Raw genomic sequence first — 16,989 nt, 5'->3', positions numbered from 1 at the left:
GCCTAGCTCCTTTAGCTCGGCTAGACTTTGTGGCTGATATTTTTCCATCTAGAATTCCTTTGATTTTATAAATTTTATAGGAATTCTAGCATATAAAGCAGACTATTTATTGTCGGTTTTTGGCTTTATGAGAATTTTAGATTAGGAATGAGTATTAAAATGCTCATTCCTAATGTTATTTATTCAAACTTATAATTTTTTTTGCCAATCTATACATAGCTGTTTCGTAAAGCTCATTTTGGTATGGTTTTGTATGTGGCTCTAAGGCTTTTAGAAACTCCTTGCGCATTGCTTCTTCAAAATCTGTTTTTGGCTTATTATTTTCAAAATATTTTTTAAAGAAGCTATAAATATCGGCATATGTTAGAATTTTGTATTCAATGCCCTTTGAAGTCTTATATATTTTTTCGCTGTTTTCCGTTGCATATTCTTTTACTATATTGTGATGGTTTGGTAAAAGTAAAATACATTTAACTTCTCTTTCTTTTCCTTCATTATCTTTTTCTTTGGCAACACCATAATATTTATCGAGCTGGCTTGTTATTTCGTTTGTTTCTTCATCTTGCTTTATACCATTTATACCAGATTTAATTTTATTTTCTATCACGATAGCATTTTTGTCATCTTTTATGTAAATATCTATATTTTCATATTCTCTAAAAATCCTAGTATTTTCTTTGTCTATTTCCGTGTTGGTAAATTTTTGGCAAAATTTAGCTAATAACTCTCTATCCTCATCAAGCCAGTAGCTTATCCAGTTCGAAAATGCCAGTTCATCATTTTGTTTGCCTATAATTTTCATAAAACTTAAATTTTCATTTTTTACAAGGCATTCAAAATCTTCAGCCTTTAGATAGATTTTTTTAATATTATCGTCCCAAAACTTATCATTTTCAATAACTTTAATAAGTTTTTCTAATTTTACTTCTTTATCTTTATTTTTCCCCAAAAGTAAGCCATCATACAAATACTGAGTATTTCTTGTAAAAGTATAAGGGATATAACATATATTTTCATATTCTCCGTCTTTCTCTTTCTCTTCTTTATCTCTAGTAATGTATATTTTTTCCTTTGCCAACTTCACTTTTTTGGCTCTAAATGAAGTATAAAATGCTGTTTTTTTATACTCTGTTCCATCTGATTTTTTTGTATTTTTACTTTCTAATATTTCAGTAAGCAATGCGCCACCATATCGTATATTATCCTTTTCTATCCATTCTTTTTGCGCTTTTATTTTATCGTTTTTATTGTTATTCTTACATTTTAAAAATTCTTTACTACAAATACACTCTAATCCAGTAGCATAGCCTATGACTTCTAAAAATTTTTTTTGTATACCACTTCTTACTAAAAGAATATAATCATTCTCTTTAAGCTCATTTGTTTTACTAACTTCACCATAAGGTGTTACATAAATATAATGCTCACCATTATCCGCCTTAAAAAGACATACTGCTTCGTGACCAATATTTTTATCTAAATACTCACCAACAAAAACTTTATTTAGCAATATTTTAGTCATTTTCTCTCCTTAAAAGATTTAGTTTTAGAATTTCAAAAATTTTATGATTATAGTAAAACTATAACTTTTTTAAAGTATCAATTTTAACAAAATAAGCAGACTATTTAAAGTCTTTTTCTAGCTCTCTTTGCGTAAACCACTTAAAATTCCTATCTTCTTCCACTTTGTCTGCTATCACTTTAAATACATCGCTTAGCGTGGTATTGCTTGGCTCTGGGGTTTTAAAATACGAGCTTGCATCGTAGTTATCGCTCCACAGCGAGCGAGCAGTTTGCCCAGTAACCGAGCCGATTACTTGCCTATTTGCGCTTATTATCTCATCGCAGAGCCGCTCATAAAACAGCACCTTAGCGTGAGTAAAAGCAAAGTCCTTTATCCACCAAGGCAGAAAAATCAGCTCTTTAAGCAAAGCCAAATTTATCTCGCATTGCTTATTAAAATTGATTATATCGCACTTTTTGGCAATGCCATAGAACTCGCTACTCTCATCAAAAGCATCATAAATTTTAAATCTATTTATCCCGCAAATATACTTGCCACCACACTCATACTTGCGAACTACCCTTTGGGCGATAGGCGAGATAGGCAGGCTTGCTGATTTGGCAAATGCGATAAAGGTAGTGGCAAAAATACTCTCGCCGCTCTCGTCCTTGCCACGACCAAAAGCTACGGCAAATTCTATATCTCCACGCTTTCTAAGCTCTTTTAGCTCTTTTGGGTATTTTTGATTTGGTTCCTTGCTAAACACACTAAAAATCGCAATTTGCTTTTCTTTGATTTTTGCGATGATTTCATCTTTTTTGTCACTATAAAGCCTAGCAAAAAGAGCCTTTGAAATGCGCCTTTTAATCTCATCTTTGTGTGAGTTTCGCACCCAAAGAGCCTCGCTCTTAATAAGTTCATTTATTTGGCTTAGCATTTGCGCCTTCGCAGCTTTATCCATCGCTTTGAATTTGCTAGAATTCTCTAAGAATTCCAAGTAGTTTGTAAGATTTGTATCCATTTTATTATCCTTTCTGCCGATACATTTTTTGCATTTTGGCAATTCTAGCTAGAATTTTAGCTAGAATTGCAGACTATTTGTTGTCGTTTTTTATTTTAAAATCAATTATTTCGCTTTTAGTGCTTATGCGTGATGGATGCTTTGGTAAGCCATTTTTTGTGGTTCCAAGACATTTTATTTTATGTCCATCAAAAAGCTTTAAAATATCTTTTAAGCAAGGTTCTTTCAAATATTTACGCTTATTTAAAACACCACCATAGCAAAGCAAAATATCACTATTTTTAAACTCAGCCAAAACTGCCTCGATTTTGGCTAAATTTTTTGCGTGTATTTTCTCATCAAAGTCATCCGGAAGCTCATCTGGGTTAGCAGATATTAGCGGATATAAATTTATCATCACATAGCCGTCATAGCCATTGTTTGCTAAAATAGAACAAATATTATTCATAGTCTTGTCAGACTCATTGCCTTTTGCTACGCTAGGATTCGCCCCTATACAAATCATTGTTTTATTGCCTTTTTTGCCAAGCACATATCTACATTGCTCGTCTTTATCGCAAATATCAGGCTCAAAGCCATTTTTCCATTTATACATTTTATATCCTTTTAATTTTAATTATCTTAGGAATTCTAGAATTCTCTAATTTTAACTTAAAAAATTAAGCGCCTTTCTTGCGATGCCTTCAGCCAAAGGCGAGCGACAAATATTACCAAGACATACAAACAAAATTGATTTAACCATCGATATTTTGCTCCACTTATTTTAAAAATCTTTTAAATTTATTTAGCAGCTGCGAAGCATCGTATTGCTATTAAATTTATTTTTATCCTTTAATTTTCTTCTCTTTTAGATAACTTTCTAATCTCTCATCATCTAAAACATCATCAAATTCACTTTTGCTTCTATAATCTTTTTCTATATTAAACTCTTCTACGCTCTCAAGAAATTTTTTAAAATCAGGATTTTTATCGCTTAACTCACTCATCACAGAATAATCCAGTCTCTCCCTAAATCTCGCCCTAGCCAAAATCACACTCTCATCGACATTTTGTGAGCTTAGACTTACAATCCCTATACCAAATGAATAGCTAAGGCGCTTGATTAAATCCATAAGCTCCTCATCACTCTCATCGATATCAAGTGCGACCAAATAGCCCTCATTTGCCCAGCTTGAGTTACTCACAGCTTGAAAGTAATACTCTCTAAAATTACCAACACTAAGATGCTTTTTCATCTCAAAAGCGTAAATTTTAATCGGCAAAGAGTCAAATTTGCCTATAAATCTATTTAACTCTTTTTGATAATCCTTATACTCAAAACTCACACCAACTATATCTGGATATAGCCATTTGTCTGCGCCTTTTTGGGATTTTTTGCTACTTTCGTGATAAATCGTCTTTGTATAGGCTTTAAAATTCTCATTAAAAGAGACAAATCTACTTAAAAGCGGATGCAAATCCCTTTCGCTATAAGAAGTTTTTGGCTCTTTTATCTCGCTATTTTTCTCTATTTGAGCTTCTAAATTTATATCTTGTTCTTTTAGCTTTATAAGCATAATAGGTTTTGTAGCCACTACTTCAAAAATGCTATCTGCTTCTTTAACATTCATATAAATAGCAGCTCCAAAACTCTGCCACGGCGTTTTGCCATTTAAATTTAGCTCTTTAGTAAGCCCCATTTCATTTGCTATATGATACATTTTAATTGGATTTAACGCCTCTTTTTTACGCTCTAATATCTCCTTTGCCACCTCTATAATAGATTTTGCCATATCAATATCTCACTCCATTTCGTTTTAAAAAATCTCTTAAATCATCATATTCGGAATTCGTGAAATACCGCCATTTCCCCTCGCCTAATTGATCTAAGCTAACCCTACCAAAGCTAACTCGCTTTAGATCCATAACCTCTAAATCAAAATAGCCAAAAAACCTTCTTAACTCTCTATTTTGCCCTTCATTTATGATGACTTTTAGCCTTGTATAGCCACCACTTTGGCTTATAATTCTATAGGCTAAAAATGGTTTAAATTCCATTGAAATTTGCTTTGTTTTGGCGTGAGCTCCTTTAGTAGCATCCTTAGCGAAAAAGCCTTCACGCATCGCATTTATAACTTGTTCTGTGATATTACCTTTAATTTTTAGGTAGTATTCACGCTCTATATCACTATCCATAAGAGCCTGAGCAATCGCAGGAGCGTCAGTCAAAAGCAAAAGCCCCTCACTAGCAAAATCTAGCCTACCGATACTAATAAATTTAGAAAATCCCCGTGGCAAACTATCATAAATCGTCCTTCTGCCACGATCGTCCCTTTTGGTTACTAGCTCGCCTTTTGGCTTGTTATAGACTATGACGCTAAATTCTTTTTTGAGCTTAACTAGCCTTGAGCCGATTCTTACCTTATCGCCATCTTTGATATCGGTTGATAAGTCGCTTATAATTCGCCCATTTATACTGACCTTACCAGCCTTGATAAGCTCATCAGCCTCACGGCGTGAGTAGTTTGTATTGTGTGAGATAAATTTATTGATACGCATTTTATAGCCCTAAGCTCGTTAAATCATGAATATGTAAAAGACCTATTGGTTTTTGATCTTTTTGTATTATGAGAATTTGAATCTTATACTCTTCTATTAATCTAAATGCATCATATGCTAACATATCTGGATTATCTAGAGTTTTTGGATTTTTGGTTGCAAATTCTATAGCCTTAGAGTTAATATCAAAACTATCTTGCTCTAATGCTCTTCTTAAATCTCCATCGCTTAAAATTCCACTAAGCTTGCCATCATTATCTACTAAAATCACACTACCTAATCTACCTTCGCTCATTGTTGTAATGGCTGATTTTAACGATATATCATCTTTGGCAATTGGTAAATTTGATTTTCTCATAGTATCTTTTACCTTTAGATATAGCCTTTTGCCAAGGCTTCCACCTGGATGAAATGCTGCAAAATCCTCGCTTTTAAAATCTCTAAGCTTCATAAGGCAAACAGCTAACGCATCACCAAGCGCTAAGGTTAGCGTAGTTGATACTGTAGGTGCTGCACCTATTGGACAAGCTTCACGCTCTATATCTATATTTAAATTTACATCACTTAAATTGGCTAAGCTTGAACCTGATTTAGAGATGCCTATGATTTTTATATTTCTTCTTTTAATATGCGGAAGAATAGCTAATAGCTCGCTACTTTCGCCACTATAACTAATAGCCAAAACTGCATCATCACTCCCAATCATTCCCAAATCACCATGCATAGCCTCTGTTGGATGGATAAAAAAGCTAGGCGTTCCAGTACTTGCTAAAGTAGCAGCAATCTTAGCTCCAATATGGCCGCTTTTGCCAACTCCAGTTACTATTAGCTTGCCTTTGCAGCTATAAATTAAATTTACAGCTTTTTGAAATTCGCTACCAACTAAACCAGCCTGACGCCTTAACTCATCAGCTTCTAAATTTAAAACTTCACTTGCAATTTTAGCTATATCCATTTTTAACTCCGTTACATCAGATAGACAACTGGTACAATTGTCGGATATTTTTTAAGCTTTCTAAATATATGCTTTCTAATAACTTGACGAATTTGATTTTCTAACGCTCTTTGGTCATTTAGCATATCATCTTTGACATTAGTTAAAAATTGCAGCAATATCTCTTCAAGCTCTTTACTTAGACTTCTTGTATGTCTTTCGCTTACTAATCCATAGCTAATTACTCTATTATGAATTAGAGTTTTAGCATTTTTATCAATTTGTGAAATGATAGTAATAACTCCAGCCTCAGCTAACTTTTGACGATCAATTACTACATCATCGGCGATCTGTTTATTTATCTGATTATCGATGAAGACTTTGCCGGTTTTAACCGTTTTTACCCGTTTTATGTGTCGTTGGCATACTTCAACTTGATCTCCATCACTCATCAAATATATATTTCTCTCATCAATTCCACAGCTCATCGCTGTCTCTTTGTGCTTAACTATGTGATTATACTCGCCATGAACTGGAAGGAAAAATTTAGGTTTAATCAGCCTTAGCATAAGCTTTTGCTCCTCTTGGGCTGCGTGGCCGCTTACATGAATTTCGCTAAAATCTTGATGAGCCACACTTGCTCCACTTTTTAATAAGAAATTCAAAATCGTTGATACGCTAGTTTCATTGCCAGGAATTGCTTTGGAACTGATGATTACTTGATCACTTGGCTTGATTTTGATATATTTATGCTCATCAGTTGCCATCCTATATAGAGCGCTCATTGTCTCGCCTTGACTGCCTGTTGTGACTATTAAAACCTCATTATCTGGATATTTGACAACTTCATTTGCATCGATAAAAATCTTGCGATCTAAATTCACATATCCAAGCTCGATAGCCGTCCATAGATTTCTCTCCATACTTCTGCCTATCACGCAGACTTTTCGGCCATATTTTATACCACGCTCGATAGCTTGATAAACTCTATGGATATTTGAGCTAAATGTGCTCATTATCACCCTGCCCTTAGCGGTAGCAAATATAGAATCAAAGGTCTTTCCTACACTACTTTCACTTTTTGTAATTCCATCTTTGTAGCTGTTTGTAGAGTCGCTTAATAAGCACAAAACGCCCCTTTCGCCATAATATGCTAAGCGATTTAAATCCGTTGGATAGCCATCGATTGGGGTGTGATCAATCTTGAAATCGCCAGTGTGGATTATAGTTCCAGCCTTTGTAGTGATGGCTAACGCACTAGCATCGATTATAGAGTGAGTGATATGTATAAGCTCAAATTTAAATTCCCCAAGCTCATAGACCTTGCGTTTTTCAATCGGGCGAAAGTAGCTTCTATAAGACTTTAGCCCATGCTCTTCAAATTTATTGCTTATCATCCCCAGTGGAAGTGGCGTAGCATAAATCGGGAATTGAAATTCTTTGAAAAAATATGGCACCGCACCGATATGATCTTCGTGTGCGTGAGTGATGATAATGCCTCTGATTTTGTTTTTGATCTTTCTGACATAGTCAAAATCTGGCACCAAAATATCCACGCCATGCATACTCTCAGTAGGAAAACTCATACCGATATCAATGATAATCGCATCGTTATTTGTCTCAAAAATAGTCATATTGCCGCCGATCTCGCCAAGACCGCCAAGCGGAGTTATAGTAATTTTGTGTTCGGTTGAATTTAGGTATTTGAGTGGTTCAAGACGCAACTCATGACTAGCCTTATTCGCTTCTATGGCGGCTTTCATATCTTTTTGCCACTCTTCGTTGCCACTGATTTTTACTGTTGGATTGCTATTTTTGCGACGCTTTTTAGCTTTTTTGGTTTGCTCTTTTGACTCATCAGTTTTGGTAGTTTCATCAATTTGCGAATTTTGATCCTTAGCTGCGTGTTTCGCCTCTTTTTTTAGATTATCTTTATGATTGCGATATCTTCTTTTTTTGCTAGGTTTTTCACCTAGAGTTTGTGCATTCTCTTCGTTCATTTTTAGCCTCTTTAAATAGTTTTAAATATAAGGCGACACAAAGCTCATGAGGACGAGTAGTAAGCGGTAAATTATGTTTAGCCAAAAAGCTCTCTACAATAGACTTTGAGCAAAAACAAGCTAAATTTTTAAGTAAAGTTTTACGTGGAGCAACAAACGCAGACCTTAAAAACCGCTCAAATTCACCAAGCTCAAAATCATCTACTAAATTTCTATTTTTCATAATTCTAATCACCGCTGAGACAACCTTTGGCTCTGGATTAAACGCAGTTGCAGGCACATCAAAGAGCAACTCTACATCACCCCTAACTCCAGCTAAAATAGCCAAAGCACTAAACTCGCTATCACCTGGTTGTGCGCTAAATTTCAAGGCTACCTCTTTTTGAATCATAACAACAAGCCCCTTGCATCTGCTATCGCTAAGCGCTTTTAATATCATATTTGTCGCTACATAGTATGGCAAATTCGCTACTAAAAAATAGTCCTGTCTTGCTATCTCATCCCAGGATTCAAGAGCGTTGGCGTTAGTTATTTTTAGTTTTTGCTCCAAGATCTCACTAGCAAATTTATCTAGCAAAATCTCATAAAGCTCGCTGTCTATCTCAAAACACTCGATTTTTCCACTCAGTTGTACAAGCTTTTGTGTTAAATCACCTAAGCCAGGCCCAATCTCTACGATCCTTTCTAAATCATTGGGAATCGCTTGGATGATTTGACGCTTTATGCTCTCATCGGTTAAAAAATTCTGACCAAATTTCTTTTTTGCACGTATCATAGGTAGCTATTTTAGCTAAATTTGACTGAATTTATAGTAAAATAAAAATAAAAAGTTTTAAAAATGGAAAATTTCGCTAAAAGAATCATACCTTGCTTAGATGTAAATAATGGAAGAGTTGTCAAAGGTGTTAATTTTGTAGGGTTAAAAGATGCTGGTGATCCAATCGAAGTAGCCAAAAGATATAATGATGAAGGCGCTGATGAACTATGTTTTTTAGACATTACAGCTAGTAGCGATGGAAGAGATACCATAGTACATGTAGTAGAAGAGGTCGCAAAACAATTATTTATCCCTCTTACTGTAGGTGGTGGAATTCGTAAAATAGATGATATATCAAGGCTATTAAATGTTGGCTGTGATAAAGTCAGCCTAAATTCATCAGCTGTTGATAATCCAAATTTAATTTATGAAGCTGCTAATAAATTTGGTTCTCAATGCATTGTAGTTGCTATAGATGTCAAAAAAAATAGCAATGGTAGTTATAATGTATTTGTTCATGGAGGACGTAAAGATACCGGACTAGATGCGATACAATGGGCTAAAAGAGTCTATGATTTAGGTGCTGGAGAGATACTTTTAACCTCTATGGATAGCGATGGAACCAAGGCTGGATATGACTTAAATATAACATCGGCCATATCAAACTCAATCCAAATTCCAGTCATTGCTAGTGGAGGAGCAGGCACAATGCAGCACATCTTGCAAGCTTTTCAAAATGGAGCTGATGCAGCGCTTGCAGCTAGCATATTTCATTATAAAGAGATTGAAATTATGAAATTAAAAGAATTTTTAAAAGATAATGGAATCGGGGTCAGAATTTGAGTCAAAATAAACTTAATAGCAATACTTTGATAGTTTGTGCCGGAGAAATGGAGAGTTTTCAATTTGCTACAACAATTGGAATTGGAATGGTTGAACCAGCAATAAATTTAACTAAAATTTTACTTAATTTAAAACAACTACCAAAAAAGATTATATTTATTGGAAGTTGCGGAATTTATGGCAATGAAAATTTGCTTAAAATTTACCAAAGTTCTTTAGCGTTTAACTATGAAATTAGTGGAATTATAGGGCTTAGCTACACTCCTATCAAGATAAATTTGCCTAATGTTTCACAAAAAACAATTTTAATAAATTCATCAAACTTCATTACAAATTCAGCTGAAATTTCAAAAAAATTTAAAAATTTAGGTTTCACAGCTGAAAATATGGAAGCTTACAGTGTACGATGTGTAGCAAACTTATTCAAAATAGATTTTGAATGCATTCTATGCTCCACAAACTACTGCAATGAAAATGCACATGATGATTTTATTAAAAATTATCCACAAGCCAAAGAAATAATTACAAAATATCTAAAATCAAAAGGAATTATATGAAAAATTTGCTTGATTATACTCAAGTGGAGCTGTCTGAATTTATCCAGCCAAAATTTAGAACAAAGCAAATTTACGAGTGGATATATAAAAAAAATGCAAGATCATTTGATGAGATGAGCAACTTGCCAAAAGATATTAGAGAAAGATTAAAAAATGAATTTTATATCGAACCACTAGAGATGATCAAAAATGAGATTAGTAGCGATGGAAGTATAAAATATCTTTTTAAACTTAAAGATGGCAAAACAATTGAAAGCGTTCTTTTGCCTATGAAAGAAGAGATTGTAGATGAAAATGGCAAAACACAAAAACACGCTAGATACACTATCTGTGTCAGCTCTCAAGTGGGTTGTAAGATGGGATGTAGCTTTTGTCTAACGGCCAAAGGTGGCTTCATACGCAATTTAACTGCTGGTGAGATCGTAGGTCAAATTCTATGGATAAAAAGAGAAAATAACATACCATATGAGAGACGCGTAAATATCGTATATATGGGTATGGGAGAGCCTCTTGATAATCTAAATAATGTATCAAAAACTATAAATATTTTAAAAGATAATGATGGTCTAGCTATAGGAGCAAGACGCCAAACTATTAGCACAAGTGGGTTAGCTACACAGATTAAAAAGCTTGGCGAAATGGATTTGGGCGTGCTTTTGGCTATATCTTTACACGCTGTTACAGATGAATTAAGAGAGAAATTAATGCCGGTAAATAAGGCTTATAATATCGCTAGTGTGATGGATGCTGTGCGTCAATTCCCTATAGATATGAGAAAAAGAGTTATGTTCGAATACCTAATAATGGATAAGATAAATGACAATCTTAGCGACGCAAAAGCCCTTGTAAAGCTACTTCACGGGATTAAAGCAAAGGTGAATTTAATCCTTTTCAATCCACATGAAGGTAGCCCATATCAAAGACCATCGCAAGAAAATGTAGAAAAATTCAGAGATTACCTTCAATCTCGTGGCGTTACATGCACAATTCGTCAAAGTAAAGGACTTGATATCAGTGCTGCTTGCGGTCAATTAAAAGAGCGAAGTAAAGGGGAAAATAGTGCCACTGCTTGATATAATTCAACTTGTTTTTATTGTCATTGTCGTTGCTATTGGATTAATCGGAATGATATATGTGATAAAATCTGATAAATGAATTTTAATACTAATTGATCTATCCCTAACTCATCTTTAAAAATTTAACTATTTTTTATAGTAATTTTAATCATATTTTAAGTTAGGGATGGGGGGGGGTAGAATACTCTTTTTAGACCAAAAAAAGGAGTAATTATGAAAAAATTTATCCTATTCATCACCCTAGTTGCAAGTGCTATCTTTGCTAATGCATATGATTTATCCTATGATTCATCTAGTTATGAATACCAAGGATTATCTGATAGAGTTGATGAACTAGAAAGAGAAAATAGAAATCGTAAAAGAGATGCTCAAATGAGAAGTCTAGGTACCGATGATTTCTATAGATAAAATTTGCCATTTGACCCAGGTTTTTAATCCATTTGCGCAAATGGACTTAATCCAAATTTCATCTTGGAACTGATATCAAATTCAGTTCCATTATAGTTAAATTTGAGCCGATTTGAGTGAAGCATAAGTCTATTAGCCCCACTCTTTTGGATACGCTCATTTTTGCTCATTTTGCCATCTAAAATTCTCTCTATATCACGTCGTTCAAGCCCATAAATTGGATCACCTAAAATTTTATGTTTCACATAAAACAGGTGAAGCCTAAGCTGATGCTGGCGTCCAGTTAATGGAATACATTCAACCAAAGTTGCATTTATTTTCTCGTCAAATTCAATCGGCCTAAATAGTGTTATAGCACGCTTACCATTATCACAAATTTGCATTCGAATTTTAATATCATCATAATCTCTTGTAATATCCATCGCTCTATCTATCACAAGCCAATTCTCATCGTTAATAAAACTAAATTTATCTACAAAATCCATATAATTTGCTGCTATGAATCTCTTAAATTTACTCTCCTGAACTTTACCACTCACCAATGCTAAATAGCTTTTAAAAATACATCTACTCTCAAACATCGCCTTAAGTTTTTTAGTAGTTTCTATACTTTTGCCAACTACAATAATTCCACTTGTCTCTTTATCTAATCTATGTGCTACAGATGCATTTTTTCCCCATAGGCTCCAAATCTCATCACATAGGCTATAGTTACAATTCCTACCATTTGGATGGGTCAAAACTCCACTTGGTTTATCAAAAACTCCAAATTCATCAGATTCAAAAATCGGCTTTATTCCCACTGGCTTGCACTCATAATCTATAAAAAATAATTCACCATTTACAGTACTATTTTTATCTAATGTCACACCATTTTTATCAATTAATCTACCCTTATCGCAAAGCTTTTGAGCTTGGCTCATTGTATAGCCACGTGATAACAAAATTTGATAAGTTTTCTGCCCGATAAATTCACCAATTTTCATCTTAACATATGCCATTTATTAACCTAACTTTTAGAACATTTTTTATATAATATTAGATTAACTATTATATAAAAAATCAGCAAAAAAGGTTCTGAAATGGTAGAGAGATACGCTAGAAAAGTTATGAGTGATAAGTGGAGTATGCAAGCTAAATATGATGCGTGGCTAAGAGTTGAGCTAGCAGCAGTCAAAGCGTGGAATAAGCTAGGATTAATTCCAGATAGTGATTGTCAAAAAATCTGCGAAAATGCTAAATTTGATATTACTCGCATAGATGAAATAGAAAAAACTACAAAACATGATGTTATAGCATTTTTAACAAGTGTTAGTGAGAGCTTGGGTGAAGAGAGTAGATTTGTCCATTTTGGTATGACAAGTAGTGACTGTATCGATACAGCTGTGGCTTTGCAGATAAAAGATAGTATGGAGCTAATCTTAGATGATGTTAAAATTTTAATGGACACTATCAAAAAAAGAGCTTACGAGCATAAAAACACTCTAATGGTTGGCAGAAGCCACGGAATTCACGGAGAGCCTATAACATTTGGTTTAGTTCTTGCTATTTGGCATGATGAGATCAAAAGAGCCTACGAGCTACTAAACCACGCTAAAAGCGTTATTAGCACTGGTATGATAAGCGGTGCGATGGGTAATTTCGCTCACTCTCCACTTGAATTAGAAGAGCTAGTATGTCAAAACTTAGACCTAAACCCAGCCCCAGCAAGCAATCAAGTAATCCAAAGAGATCGCTACGCTCAAGTGATATCGGCTCTAGCCATACTAGCTAGTAGTTGTGAGAAGATAGCAGTAGCGATAAGACACTATCAAAGGACGGAAGTTTATGAAGCTGAGGAGTATTTTAGCCCAGGGCAAAAAGGCTCAAGCGCTATGCCACACAAGAGAAATCCAGTTTTAAGCGAAAATGTAACCGGTCTTTGTCGTATGATTCGTAGCTACGCTATTCCAGCGATGGAAAATGTCGCCCTTTGGCATGAAAGAGATATCAGCCACTCAAGTGTAGAGAGATTTATCTTGCCTGATGCCTTTATAACGAGTGATTTTATGCTAAATAGATTAAATGGCCTACTAGCAAATTTAGTCGTATATCCAGAAAATATGATGAAAAATTTAAATTTAACCGGTGGATTAGTCTTTTCTCAAAGAGTCCTTTTAGAGCTACCAAAACAAGGCGTAAGCAGAGAAGACGCATACAAAATCGTCCAAAGAAATGCTATGAAAGTTTGGGCTGACTTACAAGAGGGCAAAAAAGCTCTTAATGAAAATGGCGAGAGTCTATTTTTACAAAATTTACTAAATGATAATGAGCTTAGAGAAAAACTCAATGAAAATGCGATAAAAGAGTGTTTTGACTACACTTACTATACAAAAAATGTAGATAGAATATTTAAAAGAGTATTTGAAATTTAATATAAAGGCACAAAAAAATAATATGAAAGTTATAAAAAGAAATGGCAGAACCGAAGAGCTAGATATATCTAAAATCAAAAAATACACAAGCGAAGCCGTAGCCGGACTAGATAATGTCAGCTTAAGCGAGCTTGAAGTTGATGCGAAAATTCAATTTCGTGATAATATCACAACTGAAGAGATCCAGCAAACTCTCATCAAAACCGCAGTTGATAAGATAGATATAGATCGCCCTAACTGGACCTTTGTCGCAGCTAGGCTATTTTTGTATGATTTGTATCACAAAGCAACTGGATTTAGCGGATATAATAGCCTTGAAGATTATCTAATCAAAGGAGAAAAAGAGGGCAGAATCTTGCTTGGTTTAAAAGAAAAATATGATCTTGATGATCTAAACAACTATATAAAACCAGAGCGAGATATGCAATTTACATATCTTGGGATTAAAACTCTATATGATAGATATCTTATAAAAGATAAAAATGGAAAACCTATAGAGTTACCACAACAGATGTTTATGGCGATCGCTATGTTTTTGGCTCAAAATGAGCTAGATTCTCAAGGTTGGGCGAAAAAATTTTACGATATCATAAGCAAATTTGAAGTAATGCTAGCAACTCCAACTCTCTCAAATGCTAGAACCACAAGGCACCAACTATCAAGCTGCTATGTTGGAAGCACTCCTGATAATATTGAAGGAATTTTTGATAGTTATAAAGAGATGGCTTTGCTCTCTAAATTTGGTGGTGGTATCGGCTGGGATTGGTGTAAAGTGCGTGCTATGGGCGGTAGCATTGATGGGCATAAAAACGCAGCTGGCGGGATAATACCATTTTTAAAAGTTACAAACGATATTGCAGTTGCAGTCGATCAGCTAGGGACTAGAAAGGGTGCAATAGCAGTTTATATCGAGCCTTGGCATATGGATGTAAGCGACTTTTTGGATCTTCGTAAAAACTCTGGCGAAGAGCGTCGCAGAGCTCATGAATTATTTCCGGCTTTGTGGATAAATGATCTTTTTATGAAAAGAGTGGAGAATAATGAGAGATGGACGCTATTTGATCCAGCTGATACGCCTGATCTTTGTGATCTATATGGCGATAAATTTGAAAAAAGATATCTAGAGTATGAAAATAACCAAGATATCGCTAAAAGCGTAATCCAAGCCAAAGAGTTATGGAAGAAAATTCTTACAAGCTATTTTGAAAGTGGTATGCCGTTTTTATGTTTTAAAGATAGCGCAAATAGGGTAAATCCAAATTCACACAAAGGCATAATTAGAAGCTCAAATTTATGCACTGAAATCTTCCAAAATACTGAGCCCAATTACTATCAAACTAAGGTAATCTACACAGATGGTAGCTATGATCTATTTGATGAAAATCTAGAAGTAACAGTTGATGGCGGATACACTAAAAAGGCTAAAAAAATTACCGCTTTAGATAGATTAAACAACAAAGATATATTTATAGTAGAAAAAGGCTTAAAAGAGGGCAAAACCGCCGTTTGTAACCTAGCAAGTATAAATTTAAGCAAAATCAACACACCAGAAGATATAGCAAGAGTTACACCAATAGCCATTAGAATGCTAGATAATGTTATAGATCTAAATTTCTACCCACATGCTAAGGTTAAACACACAAATTTAGCTAGTCGCTCAATAGGCTTAGGTGTAATGGGAGAGGCTGAAATGCTAGCTACAAAGCAGATACAATGGGGTAGTTACGAACACCTTGAAAAAATAGATGAAATAATGGAAAATATCAGCTACAATGCCATTTACGCTTCATCAAATTTAGCCGTAGAAAAGGGCGTTTATCCAGATTTTCCTGGCTCAAACTGGAGTAAAGGCATCTTCCCAATAGACCTAGCAAATCCAAACGCCAAAGCCCTTGTCAATCGTGGCGGAAGTCTATTTGATGAAGGTAGTTGTGATTGGGCTAAATTAAGAGAAAAAGTCAAAAAAGATGGTATAAGAAATGGCTATTTAATGGCCATAGCACCAACTTCTAGTATAAGCATATTAGTAGGGACAACTCAAACAATCGAGCCAGTATATAAACGAAAATGGTTTGAGCAAAATCTAAGCGGTATGACCCCTTGCGTAGTCCCAAATTTGAGCCCTGAAACTTGGCAATACTACACTCCAGCTTATGAGCTAGACCAAAGAGTCCTTATCAAAGCAGGAGCAATCCGTCAAAAATGGATAGATCAAGGTCAAAGTCTAAATATATTTATGAGTTTAGATAAAGCTAGTGGAAAATATCTTAGCGATATATATATGCTTGCTTGGAGCTTAGGCGTGAAATCTACATACTATCTAAGAAGCGAAAGCCCGGACTCAAGCCACTTGGATAATAAACCAGTTGATCGTAGCATAGAGTGCGAAGGGTGTCAATAAATTTAATTCATAGCTAAGATCTATTCTAGCTATGAATCTTTTTAATTCTATTTAATAAGAATTATCTTGTCAAATCAAAATACATTAAAACGAGCAATGCACTCACGCCATTATATATACCTGTAACTGGAAGTTTTCATGAGCATGGAAGTAGATTTATTAGTTCATCTTTTGGATTTGCTATTGGATGGAATTACTGGTTTAACTGGGTTATTACAGTTGCTGCTGGAGAGGCTAAAGATCCAAACAGAAATATTCCAAAAGCTATAAATGCAATATTTTGGAGAATTTTGCTATTTTATATATTTGTTATTTTTATCATTGGTACGCTTTTACTTTTTACAGATCCAAATTTGCTCAAAAATAGCAAAACAGATATAGCTCAAAGCCATTTTACTATTTTATTTGATAGAGCTGGAGTTGCCTTTGCAGCTAGCGTGATGAATGCTGTTATATTTACTGCGATATTTAGCGCTGGAAATAGTGGATTGTACTCAAGCACTAGAATGCTCTATTCCTTAGCTAAAAGCTCATAA

General features: G+C 34.5%; 16 protein-coding genes and 1 pseudogene. 7 read left to right on the top strand and 10 right to left on the bottom strand.

The annotated features are described in order from the left end of the window. Positions 1-175: 175 nt before the first annotated feature. From CIGNP109_RS06360 to rsmA, 9 genes and pseudogenes are all read right to left on the bottom strand, one after another. Positions 176-1,522: a PD-(D/E)XK nuclease family protein gene (locus tag CIGNP109_RS06360; protein ID WP_086228626.1), complete on the bottom strand. Its 1,347-nt coding sequence runs from the start codon at positions 1,520-1,522 to the stop codon at positions 176-178. Between the two features lie 100 nt (positions 1,523-1,622). Then, positions 1,623-2,525, bottom strand: coding sequence for a hypothetical protein (locus CIGNP109_RS06355; protein ID WP_086228625.1), 903 nt, complete (start codon positions 2,523-2,525; stop codon positions 1,623-1,625). A gap of 73 nt (positions 2,526-2,598) precedes the next feature. Beyond that, a complete protein-coding gene (locus CIGNP109_RS06350) occupies positions 2,599-3,120 on the bottom strand; it encodes a DUF1643 domain-containing protein (RefSeq protein WP_086228624.1) in 522 nt (173 codons plus the stop codon). 72 nt (positions 3,121-3,192) lie between these two features. After that, positions 3,193-3,267, bottom strand: a pseudogene (locus CIGNP109_RS06345) (arsenate reductase/protein-tyrosine-phosphatase family protein); the annotation flags it as partial. A gap of 82 nt (positions 3,268-3,349) precedes the next feature. Then, entirely contained in the window at positions 3,350-4,297 is a 948-nt protein-coding gene (locus tag CIGNP109_RS06340; RefSeq protein ID WP_086228622.1) for an HTH domain-containing protein, read from the bottom strand. Between the two features lies 1 nt (position 4,298). Then, on the bottom strand, positions 4,299-5,063 hold the full coding sequence (locus CIGNP109_RS06335) for a pseudouridine synthase (protein ID WP_086228621.1): 765 nt from the start codon (positions 5,061-5,063) through the stop codon (positions 4,299-4,301). A gap of 1 nt (position 5,064) precedes the next feature. Beyond that, positions 5,065-6,018, bottom strand: a complete 954-nt coding sequence (locus CIGNP109_RS06330) for a KpsF/GutQ family sugar-phosphate isomerase (RefSeq protein WP_086228620.1) — start codon at positions 6,016-6,018, stop codon at positions 5,065-5,067. An 11-nt stretch (positions 6,019-6,029) separates the two neighbouring features. Then, positions 6,030-7,997 (bottom strand): ribonuclease J, encoded by a 1,968-nt coding sequence (locus CIGNP109_RS06325; RefSeq protein WP_086228619.1) that lies wholly within the window; start codon positions 7,995-7,997, stop codon positions 6,030-6,032. Continuing rightward, complete coding sequence (gene rsmA, locus CIGNP109_RS06320) at positions 7,966-8,772, bottom strand: 16S rRNA (adenine(1518)-N(6)/adenine(1519)-N(6))-dimethyltransferase RsmA (protein ID WP_086228618.1); 807 nt, start codon at positions 8,770-8,772, stop codon at positions 7,966-7,968. Before rsmA ends, CIGNP109_RS06325 begins: the two co-directional genes overlap by 32 nt. Before the next feature lie 63 nt (positions 8,773-8,835). Between rsmA and hisF the strand changes: the two genes are divergently transcribed. The 4 genes from hisF to CIGNP109_RS06300 all read left to right on the top strand — a co-directional run bounded on the left by hisF (position 8,836) and on the right by CIGNP109_RS06300 (position 11,638). Further along, a complete protein-coding gene (hisF, locus tag CIGNP109_RS06315) occupies positions 8,836-9,597 on the top strand; it encodes an imidazole glycerol phosphate synthase subunit HisF (RefSeq protein WP_086228617.1) in 762 nt (253 codons plus the stop codon). A 26-nt stretch (positions 9,598-9,623) separates the two neighbouring features. Continuing rightward, complete coding sequence (locus tag CIGNP109_RS06310) at positions 9,624-10,154, top strand: phosphorylase family protein (protein WP_086225306.1); 531 nt, start codon at positions 9,624-9,626, stop codon at positions 10,152-10,154. Beyond that, positions 10,151-11,227, top strand: coding sequence for a 23S rRNA (adenine(2503)-C(2))-methyltransferase RlmN (gene rlmN / locus CIGNP109_RS06305; RefSeq protein ID WP_086228616.1), 1,077 nt, complete (start codon positions 10,151-10,153; stop codon positions 11,225-11,227). The genes CIGNP109_RS06310 and rlmN overlap by 4 nt, the downstream gene beginning before the upstream one ends. 216 nt (positions 11,228-11,443) lie before the next feature. Beyond that, complete coding sequence (locus CIGNP109_RS06300) at positions 11,444-11,638, top strand: hypothetical protein (protein WP_086228615.1); 195 nt, start codon at positions 11,444-11,446, stop codon at positions 11,636-11,638. 23 nt (positions 11,639-11,661) lie between these two features. Here CIGNP109_RS06300 and CIGNP109_RS06295 read toward each other — a convergent pair whose 3' ends face one another. Next, entirely contained in the window at positions 11,662-12,639 is a 978-nt protein-coding gene (locus CIGNP109_RS06295) for a pseudouridine synthase family protein (RefSeq protein WP_086228614.1), read from the bottom strand. Positions 12,640-12,720: 81 nt separating this feature from the next. Between CIGNP109_RS06295 and purB the strand changes: the two genes are divergently transcribed. From purB to CIGNP109_RS08660, 3 genes are read left to right on the top strand one after another with little or no spacing between them, the layout of a single operon-like run. After that, entirely contained in the window at positions 12,721-14,052 is a 1,332-nt protein-coding gene (gene purB, locus CIGNP109_RS06290) for an adenylosuccinate lyase (protein WP_086228613.1), read from the top strand. Positions 14,053-14,074: 22 nt separating this feature from the next. Beyond that, positions 14,075-16,453, top strand: coding sequence for a ribonucleoside-diphosphate reductase subunit alpha (locus CIGNP109_RS06285; protein WP_086228668.1), 2,379 nt, complete (start codon positions 14,075-14,077; stop codon positions 16,451-16,453). A gap of 35 nt (positions 16,454-16,488) precedes the next feature. Further along, a complete protein-coding gene (locus tag CIGNP109_RS08660; protein WP_336526417.1) occupies positions 16,489-16,989 on the top strand; it encodes an amino acid permease in 501 nt (166 codons plus the stop codon).

Source organism: Campylobacter sp. P0109 (assembly GCF_002138755.1).
In the GTDB taxonomy this organism is placed as follows: domain Bacteria; phylum Campylobacterota; class Campylobacteria; order Campylobacterales; family Campylobacteraceae; genus Campylobacter; species Campylobacter devanensis.
This window is presented reverse-complemented; position numbering and strand designations above follow the sequence as displayed.

Bases quoted from the DNA above. Each gene is read 5' to 3' on its own strand.
- CIGNP109_RS06360 (WP_086228626.1), bottom strand. From the start codon at position 1,522: ATGACTAAAATATTGCTAAATAAAGTTTTTGTTGGTGAGTATTTAGAT.
- CIGNP109_RS06355 (WP_086228625.1), bottom strand. From the start codon at position 2,525: ATGGATACAAATCTTACAAACTACTTGGAATTCTTAGAGAATTCTAGC.
- CIGNP109_RS06350 (WP_086228624.1), bottom strand. From the start codon at position 3,120: ATGTATAAATGGAAAAATGGCTTTGAGCCTGATATTTGCGATAAAGAC.
- CIGNP109_RS06340 (WP_086228622.1), bottom strand. From the start codon at position 4,297: ATGGCAAAATCTATTATAGAGGTGGCAAAGGAGATATTAGAGCGTAAA.
- CIGNP109_RS06335 (WP_086228621.1), bottom strand. From the start codon at position 5,063: ATGCGTATCAATAAATTTATCTCACACAATACAAACTACTCACGCCGT.
- CIGNP109_RS06330 (WP_086228620.1), bottom strand. From the start codon at position 6,018: ATGGATATAGCTAAAATTGCAAGTGAAGTTTTAAATTTAGAAGCTGAT.
- CIGNP109_RS06325 (WP_086228619.1), bottom strand. From the start codon at position 7,997: ATGAACGAAGAGAATGCACAAACTCTAGGTGAAAAACCTAGCAAAAAA.
- rsmA (WP_086228618.1), bottom strand. From the start codon at position 8,772: ATGATACGTGCAAAAAAGAAATTTGGTCAGAATTTTTTAACCGATGAG.
- hisF (WP_086228617.1), top strand. From the start codon at position 8,836: ATGGAAAATTTCGCTAAAAGAATCATACCTTGCTTAGATGTAAATAAT.
- rlmN (WP_086228616.1), top strand. From the start codon at position 10,151: ATGAAAAATTTGCTTGATTATACTCAAGTGGAGCTGTCTGAATTTATC.
- CIGNP109_RS06300 (WP_086228615.1), top strand. From the start codon at position 11,444: ATGAAAAAATTTATCCTATTCATCACCCTAGTTGCAAGTGCTATCTTT.
- CIGNP109_RS06295 (WP_086228614.1), bottom strand. From the start codon at position 12,639: ATGGCATATGTTAAGATGAAAATTGGTGAATTTATCGGGCAGAAAACT.
- purB (WP_086228613.1), top strand. From the start codon at position 12,721: ATGGTAGAGAGATACGCTAGAAAAGTTATGAGTGATAAGTGGAGTATG.
- CIGNP109_RS06285 (WP_086228668.1), top strand. From the start codon at position 14,075: ATGAAAGTTATAAAAAGAAATGGCAGAACCGAAGAGCTAGATATATCT.